Below are 17,233 nucleotides of genomic sequence, written 5' to 3'. Positions count from 1 at the left end.
GCCGGAAGCAGTCTCCCACAAATCAGGCGAGGGTCGCCTCAAACTCTTCAACCAGCTGCTCGATATCCAGAATCGCGCAGCGCTCGTCCATATAGGTCCCGAGCAACCAGGAGCGCTGGGCCTTGTCCTGGTTGAGGTTCACCCGGTCCATCGGGATCTGGATCGACTTGACCAGCCCATCACAGGCCAGAGCCCACTTGCGCCCCTGCAGAATCAGCACCTCGGAGTATTGTGAATGCTCCGGCTGGTAGCGCCCCGGTATCAGCCAGAGCGCGGTATCAACCACATGGGTCTGCTCCAGTTCTGTGCCGAAGGTACCCAGTATCCATTCCGGCATACCGCCGATCGACAGCGACAGGTCGCACAGATTAAGCGCGCCTTCAATGCGGTCGAAATGGACCGCCAGCTTGAGCCCGTGCATATCCATCAAAATACAGTTGAGCACCTGCCCCGGCCTACCAGCCGCGTTTGGCACGGCTGTCTGTGGGGCGGGTTCTGGTGTCGGTGCTGGCTCTGGCTCTGGCTCTGGCTCTGGCTCTGGCTCTGGCTCTGGCTCTGGCTCTGGCTCTGGCTCTGGCTCTGGCTCTGGCTCTGGCTCTGGCTCTGGCTCTGGCTCTGGCTCTGGCTCTGGCTCTGGCTCTGGCTCTGGCTCTGGCTCTGGCTCTGGCTCTGGCTCTGGCTCTGCAGGAGTGTGTGGTGCCTGCGCTGCGGCGTCAATCTGCCCAGGCGAGGCTTTTTCCTGTGTATCTGGCACCGGTTCAACGGCATCGGCCGGGGCGTCTTCATCCGCACCGGTCAGATCGGTCTCGGGGGACAGAGACTCATCCAGCAGATCCGGGTCTGACAGCAGCGCTTCGATATACTCAAAAACGACTTTTTTATGATCAGCCATTACTCCGCGCCTCCCTGCGCTGCTCCAGCAGATTTCTCAGCAATTTGGCATAGGCATGAACGCCCCGGCTTCCGGCATCCAGAGAGGATGGCACCAAACCTTTCAGGCTGGCGTTGCGGAATTTGGTATCCACCGGCACGACCGCTGTGGACATGCGCTCTTCGTACCTTTTGTGCAGCTCACGCAAACTGCTGACCGAGGCCTGGGTACGGCGATCGTAAAAGGTGGGAATAATGGTGTAATCCAGCTTGTTACGCCGCGCCCGATTCACCATTTCGATCGTGCGAATCATGCGCTGCAGCCCCTTCAGGGCAAGGAATTCAGTCTGCACCGGCACCAGCAGGTGATTGCAGGCCGCCAGTGCATTAACCATCAGTACGCCGAGCACCGGCGGGCTGTCGATCAGAACAAAGTCGTAACTCTGTCTCTGGGTGGCCAGAGCCTTGGCCACCTGCAGCCCCATCCCCTCCTTGCCAACGGCACGCCGCTCCAGCGTCGCCAGCGCCGTGGAGGCGGGCATCAGGTCTATCCCCTCCTGAGAACTTGGCAGGATCAGGCTTTTGGCGCGTTTTTCATCCACCTGCAACTGCTCGAACAGGTCATAAACGCTGTGTTCGAGTTCATCGGGGTCATAGCGGAAATAACTGGTCAGCGAACCGTGTGGATCCAGGTCCACAAGCAGTACCTTATACCCTACATCGGCAAGTAAACCTGCCAGAGTTACGACGGTTGTCGTCTTGCCGACCCCGCCCTTCTGGTTCGCAACAGCCCACACCTGCATAGCACTTTCCCGTTAGTCTTCCGGACTGGCCTGACGGATCAGAATACCGTCTTCCGTTTGTACCTGTTCCAGCGCCGGCGGCGCTTCTTCTTTAGTCTGTTCACTCAGCATTTCGCTGACCGCATCAGGGCTAACCTGCTCACTGCCAAAAGAGGTCACGGCACGGCGCACCTTTTCATCCCGCGAGACCACGATCACTATCCTTCGGTTCAGCCGCCGCCCTTCCGCGGTGCGGTTACTGTAAGCCGGCTGAAACTCACCATAGCCCACCGCCGCCAGCCGCTGAGGCTGGATACCGTTCATCGCCAACAGGCGCACCACCGCCGCGGCCCTTGCCGCCGACAGCTCCCAGTTGGAGGGATACTGGGCCGTTGAGATCGGTTCGTTATCGGTAAATCCTTCGACATGGACTGGGTTATCCAGGTCGATCAGTTCCTCGGCTATGGTCGCCAGGATGCTGTCCGCTTCGATAGCCGGTATCGCGCCGCCACTTTCAAACAGCAGGCTTGAGCGAATCTCGATGGAAAACCAGAGGTCCGAGCCCTGCACCTCCACCTCGCCGGCACTGATCTCGTTGCTGAAATCCGCTTCCAGGCGCGCACGCAGATCCTGCAGCAAGCGTGTTTCGACCTCGTCAGCCGGTCCAACCAGCGTCGCGGTGGCTTCGTTACGGCTCTCGCCTCCTTCGAGGATGCCGCTGCCCCCCTCCATGGACGGACTGACACCACGCAGCAGCCCCGGGCCTGAGAACACGTCGGACAGCGCTTCGGTCATGCGCCGGTACTTGTCCTCGTTCACCGAGGAGATAGCGTACATAACCACGAAAAAGGCAAACAGCAGGGTGACGAAATCCGCCCAGGAAAGCACCCAGCGATCCAGAGGTGCATCCGGTTCAGGAGGCCTTCGGCGCGGCATCGTCCGTCTCCAGGTAACCTTGCAGACGCTGGCGGATCACCTCCGGCCCCTGGCCTTCGGCGATAAACACCAGCCCATCCATCACCATCTCCTGGTACTGGGCTCGCCCCTGCACCAGCCGCTTGATCTTGTTGGCGGTGGGAATCAACAGCAGGTTGGCCAGGCCAACGCCGTATATGGTCGACACGAAGGCGGTGGCGATCCCCTGCCCCAGCGTCTCCGGTTCGGTCAGGTTGGCCATGACCTGAATAAGGCCCAGCACCGTACCGATGATTCCCAGCGTGGGCGCATAGCCGCCCAGGCTCTCGATCACCTTGACCGCCTGCAGGTCCCGCTGTTCGCGGGCGATCAGATCTACCTCAAGCACCGAGCGAATCATATCGGGTGGACGCCCGTCGGCGAGCAGCTGCAGACCGTTGGCGACGTACTCGTCGGGATGCTTGCCCGCCTCGGCTTCAAGCGCGATCAGTCCGCGGCGACGTGCCAGCTGACACCAGCGGTGCAGATCCTTCATGCCGGCCTGAAAGTCGGGTTCAGAGGTGCGAAAAGCCCAGCCAAACAGCCGGCGCGCGCGGCGAAAATCCTCCCTTGGCGACTGCACGATCGCTGCGGCAAGCGTGCCACCTACAACGATCAGCGCCGCCGTCGGGTTATACAGTTCTGACAACGCACCACCGCCGATGTAATTACCACCGACAATCGCCACCAGCGCCAGGAGTACTCCCAAAAATCCAAACATCGCTTATCCACGCCTGCTCTGTCGGGCCAACAACGGCCCGATATCATCCAGATCGAGCACCTCATCGGCCAATCCTGCGTTGACCACGGCCTGAGGCATCCCATAGATGGTGCAGCTTTCGCGATTCTGCGCCCACACCTTGGCACCCTCGCGTTTCAGCAAGCGTGCACCGTCGCAACCGTCCGCCCCCATCCCTGTCAGGATAACGGCCAACACCTTGGCACCATAAGCTTTGGCGGCCGAGGCGTAGGTCACATCCACACTCGGTTTGTAGGTCAGTCGGGCCTCGCCTTCCAGAATACGTACCCGGTCGGTCTGGCGCGGATCCACCATCATCTGCAAGCCGCCCGGCGCAAGCAGCGCCAGCCCGGGCCGCAGGCGGTCACCGTCCACCGCTTCTTTGACCTCAATCGCACACTGCTGGTTAAGACGCTCGGCAAACACCTGGGTAAAGGTTTTCGGCATGTGCTGCACCAGCAGCAGGGGGTACGGGAAGCCGGCCGGAATCTTGGTGAGAATATTCTGCAGCGCCGCCGGTCCACCGGTAGAGGTACCGATGACGACCAGCCGGCAATCCGGGAAGGTCACCCGCGACGGATTGCTGGTTCGGGGGGTACTCTCTGCAGTGGCAGGGCGCAGCATCGGCGACTTTGCCGCTGCCGTCTCCCGAGGTTTTATCTCTCTTTGCAACGCCTCCCGTTGCGGCGCCGCGGCTGTGCTGCGCCTGGCAGCAGCTGAGGTAACCGGGCGGGCCGGCTCAACTGCTGCGCGGCTGGGCGGGCCTTCCGGCCGAAACACCTGAGTCGTGCTGCCGACCGCCTTCGAGCGCGGATGCCGATGCTCAAACACTGAACCGGAACGAAAACGACGGCTGCGTCCCAATGCCAGGATGCGATCGATCAGCTGCGTGCGGATATTCTGGCTCTTGTCCATCCAGGCACGGATATCTTTCGCCAGGTAGTCGGCGGCGCCGGCTTCCAGCGCCTCCAGCGTCACTCTCGCGCCCTCATGGGTCAGTGAGGAGAGCATCAGCACATTGGTCGGGCATTCGCGCATGATAATACGCACCGCCTCGATGCCGTTCAGTTGCGGCATCTCCACATCCATGGTGATAACGTCCGGCTTCAACTGGCGTGCTTTTTCGACACCTTCACGCCCGTTAACCGCACTGCCAACCACTTCCACCCGTTTATCGTCGCGGAGTATCTCTTCGATGCGATGACGAAAGAAGCCTGAGTCATCAACGACCAGTACACGAACCGTCATAGGGCATCTCCACCCCCGTTAACCCGCATCCGTTCAGGTCTGCGCATAATATTTCAGCAGATTGGGGATATCGATAATCAGCGCGATACGACCATCGCCGGTGATGGTTGCACCGGACAGTCCAGGAGTGCCGTGCAGGATGGTGCCCAGCGGCTTGATCACCACTTCCTCCTGCCCGACCAGCTGATCGACAACAAAGCCAACCCGCGTGGTTCCCACGGTCACGATCACCACATGCCCCTGCTCCGGCAGGGGTGCGTTCTGCATACCGTTGACCATCCAGCGCTTGAGATGGAACAGCGGCAGCGCCTGATCGCGCACGATGATCGCCTGCTGGCCATCAACGATATTGGTCTTGGTCAGATCCAGGTTGAAGATCTCGTTGACGTTAACCAGCGGCAGGGCAAACGCCTGACCTTCAAGCATCACCATCAACGTCGGCATAATCGCCAGGGTGAGCGGCACCTGGATAGCGATCCGTGTACCCTGCCCGATAACGGAATCGATGCTGAGCGTGCCGTTTAACTGGGTAATCTTGGTTTTAACCACATCCATGCCAACACCGCGTCCGGACACATCCGAGACTTCGGTCTTGGTGGAGAAACCCGCCTGGAAAATCAGGTTGAAACACTCCTGATCGGTCAGCCGGCGTGCCGCTTCGGCATCGAGCATGCCGCGCTTCACCGCCAGGCTGCGCAGTTTTTCCGGGTCCATGCCGGCGCCATCATCCTGAATAATCAACAGGATATGATCGCCTTCCTGCTCTGCCGAGAGCAGCACATGCCCCTCGCGCGGTTTACCGATCCGGGCACGCTCCTCCGGTGACTCGATACCGTGATCGACGGAGTTCCTGACCAGGTGAATCAGCGGATCCGCCAGTGCCTCGACCAGGTTTTTATCCAGATCGGTATCCTCACCACGCAGTTCCAGCCTCACCTCTTTCTGCAGGTTGCGCGACAGATCCCTGATCAGGCGCGGGAAGCGGCCAAACACCTTTTTCACCGGCTGCATACGGGTCTTCATGACCGAAGACTGCAGATCCGCGGTCACCATATCCAGCGTACCGAGCGCCTTGCCCATCTCTTCGTCTTCATGGGTCACGCCGAGGCGCACCAGGCGGTTACGTACCAGCACCAGCTCACCGACCATGTTCATGATCTTATCGAGCAGGCGGGTATCAACACGGACATTGGTTTCCGGCGCCGGCTTGTTGGCCGCCGGTGCGCGTGAAGCGGGCGTCGCTTTTGCGGTTTCGACAGGCTCACTGCGCGCCGGCATAACCGGCTCTGGTTGCGCAAACGCCGCCTTGATCTCGGGCTGGGCAGTCGCCTGTGCAGGAGCTGTCTGAGCCGGCGCGGCAAAGGCGCCCTTGCCTTCCGACTGCAGCTGATCCAGCAGGTTTTCGAATTCGTCGTCGGTGATCAGGTCGCCGCCAGCCGAGGCCTCGGCGGCGGACGTCTCCACCGGGGATGCCGGCTTTGATTCGCTACCAGGCGCTCCGCCCGGCCCGTGCAGATCATCCAACAGCGCCTCGAACTCGTCCTCGGTGATCAGGTCCGGGGCACCGTTGTCGACACTGCTGCTCTGCTGCGCCTCGGCAGAGGCACCCGCCAGATCACCGAGCAGGGACTCGAAATCATCGTTGGGTGTATTTGGGTTGTCCGGCAACGGCTGTGCTGCTTCTGGCTCAGTCAGGTTCGCCGCAGCGGGCGCCGCGGATGCGCCGCCCTGGCCATGACCTTCGGCGAAGTCGATAAGGCGCTGCAGCAACTCGGGCGGCGCGTGTTCGGGCTCGACCCCATTACGCACGGAATCGAACATGGAGTTCACCGCATCCAGCGCCTGCAGAACCAGGTCCATCAACTGCTGGGTAACCGTCAACTCGCCATTACGCAGCTCATCGAACAGGTTCTCGGCCTTATGGCAGCACTCCACCATGGCGTCCAGCTGCAGGAAGCCTGCGCCCCCCTTGACCGTATGAAAGCCGCGGAAGATAGCGTTCAGCAGATCCTTATCTTCAGGACGCTGTTCGAGGTCGACGAGCTGCTCAGACAACTGCTCAAGAATTTCCCCCGCTTCGACAAGAAAATCATCCAGAATTTCCTGATCGACATCGAAACTCATAGGGTGCTCCTAATCAAAAACCCAGGCTCGAAAGCAACTCGTCAACATCGTCCTGGTCACAGGCGACATTGGCGCCACCTTTGGGGACCTGAGGACCTTCAGCTTTCACTTCATTTTTTCTGTTCGATTCGCCAGCCGGCCCGGCTTCACCGGCCTCGACTGCACCAAGGCTTGATGTTTCGGCTTCAGCTTCGGACAAGTCGACGCCACTGAGACGCTCGACCTTGGCAGCCATATCCATCAATTTGACCAGCTGCCCCTCAACCTGGGTCAGCAGCGTAATGACCCGGCGTATCAACTGCCCGGTAATATCCTGAAAACCCTGGGACACAAGAATGTCGGTGAGTGCGCTACGCAGCTCTTCGATGGTTTTTTCGGACTCATCCTTAAGCGCGCAGGTACGGTCATAGACCCCGTCCAATGCCTTGAACTCGCCCTCGAGCTGTCCGACCAGCATCAGAAGATCCCTGAACCTGGCACTCTGATCGTCGAGCCGGTCAACCAGCGTCAGGGACTGATCGACCCGATCCATCGTCTTATGCGCAGTTTCCTCGGTCAGCTCGATCACATAGGAGAGCCGGTCCGACGCATCGCTGACCGCTTCCGCACCCTCATGATGTTCGTCGATCTTGCCGCCCACATCACTTGAGAATGACTTGATCGCCTCATGCAGACCACGGGTCAGGTGCCCGACTTCGTTGTAGAACACCTCATGCCGGGCCGTCTGCAGCTGATTGATCAGGTTGATGGCCTCAGGCAGCTGCCCGGCCTCGAGCGCGGCAACCAACTCCTGCGCCTTGCCTTTGAGCAGCTCTTCCAACCCATCAAAGTCGACCGTTTTATCCTGTTCTGCCATCAAGCGATCCTCTGCCTGGAAATCTTAGCCCTGCAAGCGCTCGAAGATCTTGTCGATCTTCTCCTTCAGGGTTGCCGCGGTGAATGGCTTGACCACATAACCGTTAACGCCGGCCTGGGCCGCGGCAATAATCTGTTCACGCTTGGCTTCCGCGGTCACCATCAAAATGGGGATATGTGCAAGGTTGGGATCAGCGCGGACCTCTTTGATCAGGTCGATGCCGGTCATACCGGGCATATTCCAGTCCGTCACCAGAAACTGCACCCGCCCCTGTTTCAGAATCGGAAGCGCGGTTTTACCGTCATCCGCTTCTTCTACATTGGTGAACCCCAGATCACGCAGCAGGTTTTTTATGATGCGTCTCATCGTAGAAAAGTCGTCTACAACAAGAATCTTGATGTCTTTTTTCAAGACAGGTTCTCCCGGTTATTTACTCGTCTTCGGCAATGAAAAAGGGAAACGCCCCTCACTGCCAGTCTCTCAACTTAGCCCTCAGCCGTGCGGCCGCCTGGCTGTGAATCTGGCTGACACGCGACTCGGTTACGCCGAGCACCTGCCCGATCTCCTTGAGGTTAAGTTCCTCGTCATAATAGAGAGCCAGCACCAGCTTTTCGCGTTCCGGCAGGGTTTGGATGGCCTGGGCCAGTGATGCGTGGAAGGCACTGCCGTGGGTTGTGTGTTCGGGCCCCGGATCATTGCTGGCAAACTGTTCGCCAACCGAATCCTCCCCCGAGCTGCTCAGTTCATCAAGACTGAACAGCCGGCTTTCGGCCGAATCCTGCAGCAGGTTATGATATTCATCAATCGAAACGCCCAATTCCGCCGCGACATCTGTATCGGTCGCGTCTCTTCCCGTGCGCGCCTCTACTTTTGCTATCGCCTCACTGACACGCCGCCCGTTTCGGTGCACCGAGCGAGGCGTCCAGTCTCCGCGGCGCACCTCATCGATAATCGCGCCACGGATACGTATACCGGCATAGGTTTCGAAACTCGCCCCTTTGCCCGGATCGTATTTACCCAGGGCCTCAAGCAAGCCCTCCATCCCCGCCTGAATCAGGTCTTCGAGCACCACATTGGACGGCAGTCTGGCCATCAGATGGCGGGCTATCCGTTTCACCAGAGGAGCATACTGTTCGACGAGCTCCTGGCCTGACCTGAATTCCAGCTGGTTATACATGCAAGCTCTGCGCTACGTCCGTCTGTATTATCTAGACCCCTTGAACCAGACGCTCAACAAAGAACTCCAGATGCCCCCGTGAGGTTGTCGATACGGGCCATTCATCCACCTTGTTGGCGAGCTGTCTATACGCAAGCGCTGCCTTGCTCGAAGAAAATGCTTTCAAAACAGGCGTTTGCTTCTGAACAGCTTTGCGTACCGACTCATCATAAGGGATTGAACCCAGGTATTGAAGCGTGACATCGAGGAAGCGGTCGGTCACTGTCAGAAGCTTGCTGAACATGCTCCTCCCCTCCGCCTCATTACGGACCATATTGGCCAGTACCCGGAAGCGCGTCATGCGATAATCCCGGTTCAGCAGCTTGATAAGCGCATAAGCGTCTGTAATCGACGTCGGTTCGTCGCAGACTACCACAAGTACTTCCTGGGCGGCACGTATAAAACTGACCACCGACTCGGAAATCCCTGCGGCGGTATCCACGATCAGCACATCCAGGTCGTCCGCTATATCGTTGAAAGCGTGAATCAGCTCCGCATGCTGATGCACGCTGAGCGCAGTCATCTCCTGAGTGCCGGAAGAGGCGGGGACGATGTGAAAGTTTTCACTCGCTTCGACCATCACTTCCCGCAGCGTACAGCGGCCTTCCAGCACATCGGCGATATTCTGTTTCGGCCTCAGACCCAGCATGACATCGACGTTGGCCAACCCCAGGTCGGCATCCATCAGCACGGTACGCCGTCCCATCTGCCCAAGGGCAACCGCCAGATTAACGGACACGTTGGTTTTACCAACGCCGCCCTTGCCACCGGTGACTGCAACAACCTTGACCGGATGTGACTGCTTCATATTCATACTCTGCTATCAGCCGGCCCGGAATAGAGGGTTGGACGCGGTTTTGGCACGTTCACTGTCGCGCTGGGCGGTCACCACGGCACGGCTGACCAGGTCATGGCGGCGCGCCAGCCCGATATCGTCCGGGATCTTCTGACCATCGGCCACATAAGCCACCGGCAGCTGCTTTTCCACCGCCAGGGTCAGCGCCTCACCAAGACTGCCGGACTCATCCATCTTGCTCAGCACACAGCCATTGAGCCCGAGCGCCGAATAGGTCTGCCAGGCACTCTCAAGCAGCTGCCGCTGACTTGAGCAGGACAGCACGAGCAGTTTCTTCACCCGGACGGAGACACTTTCGAGCATCTCAAGCTGCAGCTGTCCGGAAGGATCCCGTGCATTCATGCCCGCTGTATCGATCAGTACCAGGCGCTTGCCCTTGAGCGACTGCAGCACCTCTTCAAGGCTGTGATTTTCATCCACCACCCGCACCGGCACATCGAGGATGCGGCCAAAGGTTTTCAACTGCTCATGGGCGGCGATGCGGAAACTGTCGGTGGTAACCAGTGCGAGGCTGGAACTGCCGTGCTGAAGTACATAGCGGGCCGCCAGCTTACCGATAGTCGTTGTCTTGCCGACACCGGTGGGGCCCAGAAACGCCAGCATGCCGCCACGCTCGATCAGCTCCTCACCGACAACCGGTATGGAATCAGCCAGTCGTGCCAGGGAGTTGCGCCAGGCCTTGTCGATCGCCAGGCCCGGCTCGATGGAAGCAAGCAAAGATGAGGTCAGACGGGCACCCAGGCCCAAGCGCTCAAAGCGGTGTTCCAGCTGCCCTTTCAGCGCCGTACCCTGAGGCGCGCTGCTGGTCTGCACCGGTTCCGCAAAATCCTGAGCCGGGGCTGCCTGGCTTTCCTGCTGACGGGACGAGATCTGCTGCTCCAGCATTGAGCGCAGCTGGTGAATCTCATCCTGCATATTTTTAATCAGGCTGCTATCTTCTGCCGCCGGCGCTGCCGGCTGGGGGCGCGGTTCGGGTCGTGCCGCCGCTCTCGGTTCAAAAGCCGGCTGCGGAGCAGACTCAGGCGCAGGCCTGGGCTGGGGTCGTCTCGGCGCCGCCGTCCGGGCGTCGCGTTCGCGCTGACGCGCTCGCAGCGACTCCAGTATGGAGTGCAGCTCCTCGTCGTCATCGCCGTCGAGTTGGCGATTGGCACCGGGGGTCACCTCCGGCTTTTCCGCCCCCTCCTGGGCGCGGGCAATATCCAGCCGGGTGCGTTCAAGCAGCTGGTCCAGATCGCGCCGCTTCTCGCTCTTATCGGGCGCCGGTGCGCTGGTCAGAATACGCACCTGCTCGTCACGGCGGCGCGCCCTCTCACGTTTGAGCTCGCTCTGCGCGGCTTCGTACTCTTCTTCGCGCGCAACAACGATCTCCACCCCGCCGGCAACCCGGTGGTTGGAAACAATAACCGCATCCGGGCCGATCTCTTCGCGTACGCGACGCATGGCCTGGCGCATGTCCGGTGCAAATATGCGTTTTACTTTCATATTCGTCCCTTATCGGCCGACAAGCGGAAAACTGTTAACCATTTTGTCCCCCAACAGTTGCCACTATGGTGACATTCTTGTTTTCGGGGATCTCCTGATAGGAGAGCACATGGATCAGCTGCTCGCCATAACGCACGAACTTGGCGAGAAGCGGACGGATCGGCGCTGAAACCAGCAGTACCGATGGCTGTCCTTTCATCTCCTGATTCTGGGCGGCCTGAGCCAGCGATTTCTGCAGCCGTTCCGCCATGCCCGGCTCCAGTACCAGCCCCTCTTCGCCCTGCTGACGCTGCTGCATGGAACTCAGCAGCATCTGCTCCAGTTGAGGATCCAGCGTAATCACCGGCAGCTCCGCCGCCGAACCGTTGATGGTCTGTACGATCAGCCGCGACAGCGAAATCCGCACTGCGGCCGTCAGCCCCAGTGGATCCTGGGTACGGTTGATCGCTTCCGCCAGTGATTCCATAACAGTGCGGAAGTCTTTCAACGGTACCTGTTCCATCAACAGGTTCTGCAACACCTTCAACAATACACTGATCGAGAGTTTTTTCGGCACCAGCTCTTCAACCAGTTTCGGCGATTTCTCTGCCAGCATATCCAGCAGCTGCTGCACCTCTTCGTGACCCAACAGCTCATGTGCATGGGCCTGGAGCACCTTGTTGATATGGGTCGCCACCACAGTGCTGGCATCCACTACAGTGTAGCCGAGGGTCTGGGCACGCTCCTTCTGCGGCTTTTCGACCCAGATCGCGTCGAGTCCGAAGGCGGGATCCTTGACCTTGATCCCCTCGATATCACCGAACACCTGCCCCGGGTTGATCGCCAGCTCCCGGTCAGGATAGATCTCCGCCTCCCCCACGATAACGCCCATCATGGTGATGCGGTAGGCCCCGGGCAGCAGATCCAGGTTGTCACGGATATGCACCGAGGGCACCAGAAAACCCAGTTCCTGGGACAGTTTCTTGCGCACACCCTTGATCCGATTGAGCAGCTGACCACCCTGCATCTTGTCCACCATCGGGATCAGTCGGTAGCCCACCTCAAGGCCCAGCATATCCACCGGCATCACATCGTCCCAACCGAGCTCGCGATTCTCCTCCGAGCGCTCCGCTTCGCTCTTCTCCGCCGGCTTCTCAGCAGCGGCCGCCGCCTCATCAGCCTTGCGCTTTTCCTCCTGCTTGAGGATGTACCAACCGAGACCTGCGGCAGCGGCGGCCAGGGACAGAAAGGCAAAATGCGGCATCCCCGGCACACTGCCCATAATCGCCAGGATAAGCGCCGACACAAACAGAGCCCGCGGCGAGGCAAACATCTGCCGGAACACCTGCTGCCCCATCCCCTCGGAGGAGTTGGCGCGGGTTACCATGACGGCGGCGGCGGTGGAGAGCAGCAGCGAGGGGATCTGCGCCACCAGGCCATCACCGATAGTCAGCAGCGCATAGAACTGCAGTGCCTGGTCAAAACTCAGCTGATGCTGCAGCATGCCGATGCCGAAACCACCGAAGAGGTTGATCACCAGGATCAGAATGCCGGCCACCGCGTCACCACGGACAAATTTGGACGCACCGTCCATGGCGCCGTAGAAGTCAGCCTCCTGGGTCACTTCCGCCCGGCGCGCCCGCGCTTCATCCTGGCTGATCAGGCCAGCATTGAGATCGGCATCGATCGCCATCTGTTTGCCGGGCATGGCATCCAGGGTAAAGCGGGCACTTACTTCCGATATACGGCCGGCACCCTTGGTCACAACGACGAAGTTGATAATGACTAGTATCGCGAACACGATGATACCGACGATGTAATTACCGCCGACCACCACGTCACCGAACGCCTGGATCACCTTACCGGCCGCCCCGGTGCCCTCGTGGCCATAGAGCAGCACGACGCGGGTCGACGCCACGTTCAGTGCCAGTCGCATCAGGGTTGCACCTAGCAGGATGGTGGGAAACACCCCGAAATCGAGCGGCCTCAGGGCATAGATCGCTACCAGCAGGACAACGATCGAGAGCGCGATATTGAAGGTAAAAAACACGTCCAGCAGGAAGGGCGGCATCGGCAGGGTGACCATCGCCAAAACCACGAGCAGCAACAGAGGAATCCCCAGATTTCCCTGCGTAAGAGTGCGCGCATTATTCAGTACGGCCGTGCGATCCAAAAATCCCCCAACACCCTAAAAACGTCAAAAAATTGGCTACAAAGAACACCAAACTCCCTGACCGGCAGATACACCGGACAAAAGTAGCCATAGTACAACATTTTTTTGACGCTTAATGATCGATCAACGTTATTTGAAGCAAGAACCCCGCCAAGTTACTCATCTGGATCCACCCGCAGGGATTCGGGAATCTCGATCTCACTCTCGTCGGGCGGCTCGGGCTTTTCATCCAGCCGTTTACGGTAGCGCTTGAGCTGATAGACGTACGCCAGCACCTGGGCCACCGACTTGTAGAGACCGATCGGCACCTCGTCCCCGACTTCGGTAGCGTGATACAGCGCCCGTGCCAGCGCCGGCGAAGCCAGCAACGGCACATCATGCTCCTCGGCGATCTCACGTATCTTGAGGGCGACGAAGTCCGCCCCCTTGGCAACCACAAAGGGCGCATTACCCCGCGACTGGTCATAGCGAATCGCTACCGAATAGTGAGTCGGGTTGGTGATCACCACGTCCGCCTCCGGCACCTCTTTCATCATGCGCCGCTGCGAAATCTCCCGCTGCATCTGGCGGATACGCCCCTTCACCTCGGGCTTACCCTCGGTGTTTTTCATCTCGTCCTTCACTTCCTGCAGCGTCATCTTCAGCTTCTTTTTGTAGCTGTACATCTGGAAGGGCACATCCACGACGGAAATCAGGATCATCGAGGCACTCATCAGCAGGAAGGACCAGATCAGAATCTCCAGCGCATGCTCCATGGCACTGCTTGTCGCCTGCTTTGCCAGCGACGCGATCTCGGGCCGGTCCCAGAGCAGCACACCCACCGCTACAGCACCGACCACCAGGAACTTGGCCATCCCCTTGAGCAGCTCTGTCAGCGCATTCAGCGAGAACATCCGCTTGATCCCGGAGAGCGGGTTAATGCGACTTCCTTTCGGCTGCAGCGCCTGGCCACTGAAATTCCAGCCACCGAGCGCGATAGGCCCCACCACCGCCGCGATAAGCACCAGCAGAAAAAAGCCCCAGAGACTCAAGAAGCCTTCGGTCATGGAATTGACGAAATGGATGATCATCTGGGCAGGGTCGGCGATGGTCGCCTGGTCGAGCATAAAGTTGGAGCGCATCATGCCCGCCATCGTACGCACCACCTGGGCGCCGAAGATAAAGGCCGCCAGCACCGCCGCCAGCAGCAGGATGGTGGTGGTCAGCTCCTTCGACCGGGGCACATCGCCCTTCTCGCGTGCATCCCGCAGGCGTTTGGCGGTGGGTTCTTCGGTTTTTTCCTGACCTGTTTCTTCAGCCACCGCGACCCGCCTCCCGGATAACGTTGGTGATCAACTCCAGCACCGCCTCGGCAAAGCGCTCGTACTGACCAAGAAAACCGCCCAGGGAGGCCCAGACGATAAAAATCCCCAGCAGCATGGTGAAGGGAAAGCCGATCGCGAAGATATTCAGCTGAGGCGCCGCCTTGGTCATGATACCGAAGGCAAAGTTAACCACCAGCAGCGCCGTAACCGCCGGCAGCGCCATCAACACACCGGCCGAGAAGAGCCAGCCACCTGCCAGTACAATGCGCCAGAGGTTATTCAGTGGCAGCCCGCCCTCACCGATCGGCAGCACCTCGAAACTCATCGCCAGGGTCTCGATAACCACCAGGTGGCCGTTCATCGCCAGGAACATCAGCATCACCATCATCAGGTAAAACTGCCCGAGCACCACCACATTGGTGCCGTTGGCCGGATCGGACATCGACGCAAACCCCAGGCCCATCTGGTTGGCAATCAGCTGACCACCGACAACAAAGGTTTCCATCAGGATCTGCAGCGTAAAGCCGATCACCGTACCGATCACCACCTGCTCGACGATCAGCAGCCACATTTCACCGGACAGGCCATCATAAGCGGGCACCGGCGGCAGCACCGGCACCAGTACAGCGGTAACGCCCAGCGCCAGCCCGAGACGGACCCGCACCGGCACCAGCCGGGTACCGAATATAGGCATGGTCATGAAGACGGACGCCACCCGAAACAGCGGCAGCAGGATCTGCCCCACCATCCGTTCGATCAGCGTCAGATCTATTTCCATGGTTAACCGATCAGGCGTGGGATGTTCATGAAGAGATACTGGAACTGATCCATCAGCTCGGTCACGATCCAGGGACCGAACGCCATCAGCGCCAGCAGCGTGACGATCAGACGCGGCAGAAAACTCAGCGTCTGTTCGTTGATCTGGGTAGCGGCCTGAAAAATGGAAACGATCAGACCAACAATCAGACCCGGCACCACGATAGCGGAGACGATAAGCACCACCGTCCAGATTGCGCTACCGAAAAGATCCAGCACCATACCGGTTGTCATGGGACCTCCTAAATGCCGAAACTGGCCGCCAGCGTCCCCATCACCATCGCCCAGCCATCCACCAGCACAAACAGCATGATCTTGAACGGCAGGGAGATGATCACCGGAGACAGCATCATCATACCCATGGCCATCAACACACTGGCCACCACCAGGTCGATCACCAGAAAGGGGATAAACAGCATGAAGCCGATCTGGAACGCCGTCTTCAGCTCACTGGTTACGAACGCCGGCACCAGCACCTGCAGCGGGATCTCATCAACCGACGCCACATCCGGCGTTTCCGAGATCCGCATGAACAGATCCAGATCATTCTCCCGGGTGTTACTGACCATGAACTGATGAAACGGCCGGCTGGCCGCCTGCAGGGCCTCCAGCGGCGCCAGCTCATCATTGAGGTAGGGCTGCACCGCCTGGGCATTTACCCGGTCGATCACCGGCGTCATGATGAACAGCGTCAGAAACAGGGATAACCCCAGAAGCACCTGGTTTGACGGGGTCTGCTGCAACCCCAGCGCCTGGCGCAGTATCGACAGTACGATGATGATCCGGGTAAAGGAGGTCATCATCATCAGGATCGCCGGCAGGAAGGTCAGCAGCGTCATCAATGCCAGGATCTGGATCGTGACACTGTAGTTGGTGGTACCGTCCTCGCCAGTGGTCACCGTGACCGCTGGAAAAGTCGCATCAGCACCCCAGGCGGACATACTCAGCAGCAACAGCGGCAGCAACAGCCAGCGCATCAGGGCTTTCTCCCCGTCTGCTGCATCACCTCTTTCAGCCGGTTGGCGAAGGCCCCCTGAGGCCCATGGCGCGGCTCGATGACCGGCGTATCAAACTTTTCCAGCAGGCTGACCTGAGAGCCGCTGACGCCCAACAGCAGCTGCTGCTCACCGACCTGAATCAGCACCGCCCGCTCACGCTGCCCCAGCGGCAGCACCGCCACCACCTGCATACCGGCACGTTGCCCCGGCAGTACGTTAAGACGCCTCACTACCCAGGCCAGCACCAGGATCAGGGCAACAACGGCGATCAAGCCGAGCACCAGCTCGACAATGGCGCCGGACCCCAGCGGACTGGGCAGGGCAGAGGAGGTCCCGGCCCCGGGTTCGGCGGCCAGACTGAAAGGAGTTAGGAGCAGAATCGCAACCGCGACCGGGAGACGCATCACTTCAACCGCCGGATACGTTCCTGCGGGCTGATCACATCGGTCAGACGTATACCGTAGCGGTCATTGACCACCACCACTTCCCCGTGGGCAATGAGGGTACCGTTGATCTTCACATCAAGCGGCTCACCGGCAACGCGGTCGAGCTCGATCACGGAACCCTGGTTCAGCTGCAGCAGATTGCGGATCGGGATTTCGGTACCGCCGACCTCCATGGTCATACGTACCGGTACATCGAGGATCACATCCAGCTTGGGGTCGTTGACCGGCGCGGATTCGTCCCTCAGCTCATCCAGATCCACCGACTGGGCACCATCATCACTGATCGCTTCGCCGCTGTCGGCACCGCCGACCTGCTCTTCGAGGGCCGCGGCCCATTCATCGGCAAGCGCCTGCTGGTCCAGATCGTTATTTTCGTCACTCACGTGCTAT

The 17,233-nt window shown here is 59.6% G+C and carries 19 protein-coding genes; 1 reads left to right on the top strand and 18 read right to left on the bottom strand.

Going from position 1 to position 17,233, the window contains the following annotated elements; all coding sequences use genetic code 11:
• Window positions 1-22: 22 nt before the first annotated feature.
• Complete coding sequence (locus ACQUQP_RS05255; RefSeq protein ID WP_432698677.1) at window positions 23-427, bottom strand: chemotaxis protein CheW; 405 nt, start codon at window positions 425-427, stop codon at window positions 23-25.
• On the opposite strand from ACQUQP_RS05255, the gene ACQUQP_RS05250 reads away from it, so the two are divergent.
• Window positions 416-844, top strand: coding sequence for a hypothetical protein (locus tag ACQUQP_RS05250; protein ID WP_432697754.1), 429 nt, complete (start codon window positions 416-418; stop codon window positions 842-844). The genes ACQUQP_RS05255 and ACQUQP_RS05250 overlap by 12 nt on opposite strands.
• A 40-nt stretch (window positions 845-884) precedes the next feature.
• Here the strand turns inward: ACQUQP_RS05250 and ACQUQP_RS05245 are convergent, their stop codons facing one another.
• The 17 genes from ACQUQP_RS05245 to fliN all read right to left on the bottom strand — a co-directional run bounded on the left by ACQUQP_RS05245 (window position 885) and on the right by fliN (window position 17,226).
• Complete coding sequence (locus ACQUQP_RS05245) at window positions 885-1,673, bottom strand: ParA family protein (RefSeq protein WP_432697753.1); 789 nt, start codon at window positions 1,671-1,673, stop codon at window positions 885-887.
• A 12-nt stretch (window positions 1,674-1,685) separates the two neighbouring features.
• Window positions 1,686-2,588 carry a flagellar motor protein MotB gene (locus ACQUQP_RS05240; protein ID WP_432697752.1) on the bottom strand — a complete coding sequence of 301 codons (903 nt, stop codon included), beginning with the start codon at window positions 2,586-2,588 and terminating at the stop codon, window positions 1,686-1,688.
• Window positions 2,566-3,327, bottom strand: coding sequence for a flagellar motor protein (locus tag ACQUQP_RS05235; protein ID WP_432697751.1), 762 nt, complete (start codon window positions 3,325-3,327; stop codon window positions 2,566-2,568). The genes ACQUQP_RS05240 and ACQUQP_RS05235 overlap by 23 nt, the downstream gene beginning before the upstream one ends.
• A gap of 3 nt (window positions 3,328-3,330) precedes the next feature.
• Window positions 3,331-4,593: a protein-glutamate methylesterase/protein-glutamine glutaminase gene (locus ACQUQP_RS05230; protein WP_432697750.1), complete on the bottom strand. Its 1,263-nt coding sequence runs from the start codon at window positions 4,591-4,593 to the stop codon at window positions 3,331-3,333.
• 33 nt (window positions 4,594-4,626) lie between these two features.
• Window positions 4,627-6,717, bottom strand: coding sequence for a chemotaxis protein CheA (locus ACQUQP_RS05225; RefSeq protein ID WP_432697749.1), 2,091 nt, complete (start codon window positions 6,715-6,717; stop codon window positions 4,627-4,629).
• 13 nt (window positions 6,718-6,730) lie between these two features.
• The gene (locus ACQUQP_RS05220) at window positions 6,731-7,573 is read right to left on the bottom strand and encodes a protein phosphatase CheZ (RefSeq protein WP_432697748.1); all 843 of its coding nucleotides are present in this window, start codon (window positions 7,571-7,573) and stop codon (window positions 6,731-6,733) included.
• Window positions 7,574-7,597: 24 nt separating this feature from the next.
• Window positions 7,598-7,939, bottom strand: a complete 342-nt coding sequence (locus ACQUQP_RS05215) for a chemotaxis response regulator CheY (RefSeq protein ID WP_432697747.1) — start codon at window positions 7,937-7,939, stop codon at window positions 7,598-7,600.
• A gap of 100 nt (window positions 7,940-8,039) precedes the next feature.
• Complete coding sequence (locus ACQUQP_RS05210) at window positions 8,040-8,750, bottom strand: RNA polymerase sigma factor FliA (protein WP_432697746.1); 711 nt, start codon at window positions 8,748-8,750, stop codon at window positions 8,040-8,042.
• A 31-nt stretch (window positions 8,751-8,781) separates the two neighbouring features.
• Window positions 8,782-9,597 (bottom strand): MinD/ParA family protein, encoded by an 816-nt coding sequence (locus ACQUQP_RS05205; protein WP_432697745.1) that lies wholly within the window; start codon window positions 9,595-9,597, stop codon window positions 8,782-8,784.
• Between the two features lie 15 nt (window positions 9,598-9,612).
• Window positions 9,613-11,127, bottom strand: a complete 1,515-nt coding sequence (gene flhF, locus ACQUQP_RS05200) for a flagellar biosynthesis protein FlhF (RefSeq protein WP_432697744.1) — start codon at window positions 11,125-11,127, stop codon at window positions 9,613-9,615.
• 34 nt (window positions 11,128-11,161) lie between these two features.
• The gene (flhA, locus tag ACQUQP_RS05195) at window positions 11,162-13,279 is read right to left on the bottom strand and encodes a flagellar biosynthesis protein FlhA (RefSeq protein WP_432697743.1); all 2,118 of its coding nucleotides are present in this window, start codon (window positions 13,277-13,279) and stop codon (window positions 11,162-11,164) included.
• A 155-nt stretch (window positions 13,280-13,434) separates the two neighbouring features.
• Window positions 13,435-14,580 (bottom strand): flagellar biosynthesis protein FlhB, encoded by a 1,146-nt coding sequence (gene flhB / locus ACQUQP_RS05190; RefSeq protein ID WP_432697742.1) that lies wholly within the window; start codon window positions 14,578-14,580, stop codon window positions 13,435-13,437.
• Window positions 14,573-15,361 (bottom strand): flagellar biosynthetic protein FliR, encoded by a 789-nt coding sequence (fliR, locus tag ACQUQP_RS05185; protein WP_432697741.1) that lies wholly within the window; start codon window positions 15,359-15,361, stop codon window positions 14,573-14,575. Before fliR ends, flhB begins: the two co-directional genes overlap by 8 nt.
• Before the next feature lie 2 nt (window positions 15,362-15,363).
• Complete coding sequence (fliQ, locus tag ACQUQP_RS05180; RefSeq protein WP_432697740.1) at window positions 15,364-15,633, bottom strand: flagellar biosynthesis protein FliQ; 270 nt, start codon at window positions 15,631-15,633, stop codon at window positions 15,364-15,366.
• Between the two features lie 8 nt (window positions 15,634-15,641).
• Window positions 15,642-16,376 (bottom strand): flagellar type III secretion system pore protein FliP, encoded by a 735-nt coding sequence (gene fliP / locus ACQUQP_RS05175; protein ID WP_432697739.1) that lies wholly within the window; start codon window positions 16,374-16,376, stop codon window positions 15,642-15,644.
• Window positions 16,376-16,801 (bottom strand): flagellar biosynthetic protein FliO, encoded by a 426-nt coding sequence (gene fliO, locus ACQUQP_RS05170; RefSeq protein ID WP_432697738.1) that lies wholly within the window; start codon window positions 16,799-16,801, stop codon window positions 16,376-16,378. Before fliO ends, fliP begins: the two co-directional genes overlap by 1 nt.
• Window positions 16,801-17,226, bottom strand: coding sequence for a flagellar motor switch protein FliN (gene fliN / locus ACQUQP_RS05165; RefSeq protein ID WP_432697737.1), 426 nt, complete (start codon window positions 17,224-17,226; stop codon window positions 16,801-16,803). The genes fliO and fliN overlap by 1 nt, the downstream gene beginning before the upstream one ends.
• Between the last annotated feature and the right edge of the window lie 7 nt (window positions 17,227-17,233).

The organism is Marinobacterium sp. YM272, from assembly GCF_050908845.1.
Lineage (GTDB): Bacteria > Pseudomonadota > Gammaproteobacteria > Pseudomonadales > Balneatricaceae > Marinobacterium_D.
This window is presented reverse-complemented; position numbering and strand designations above follow the sequence as displayed.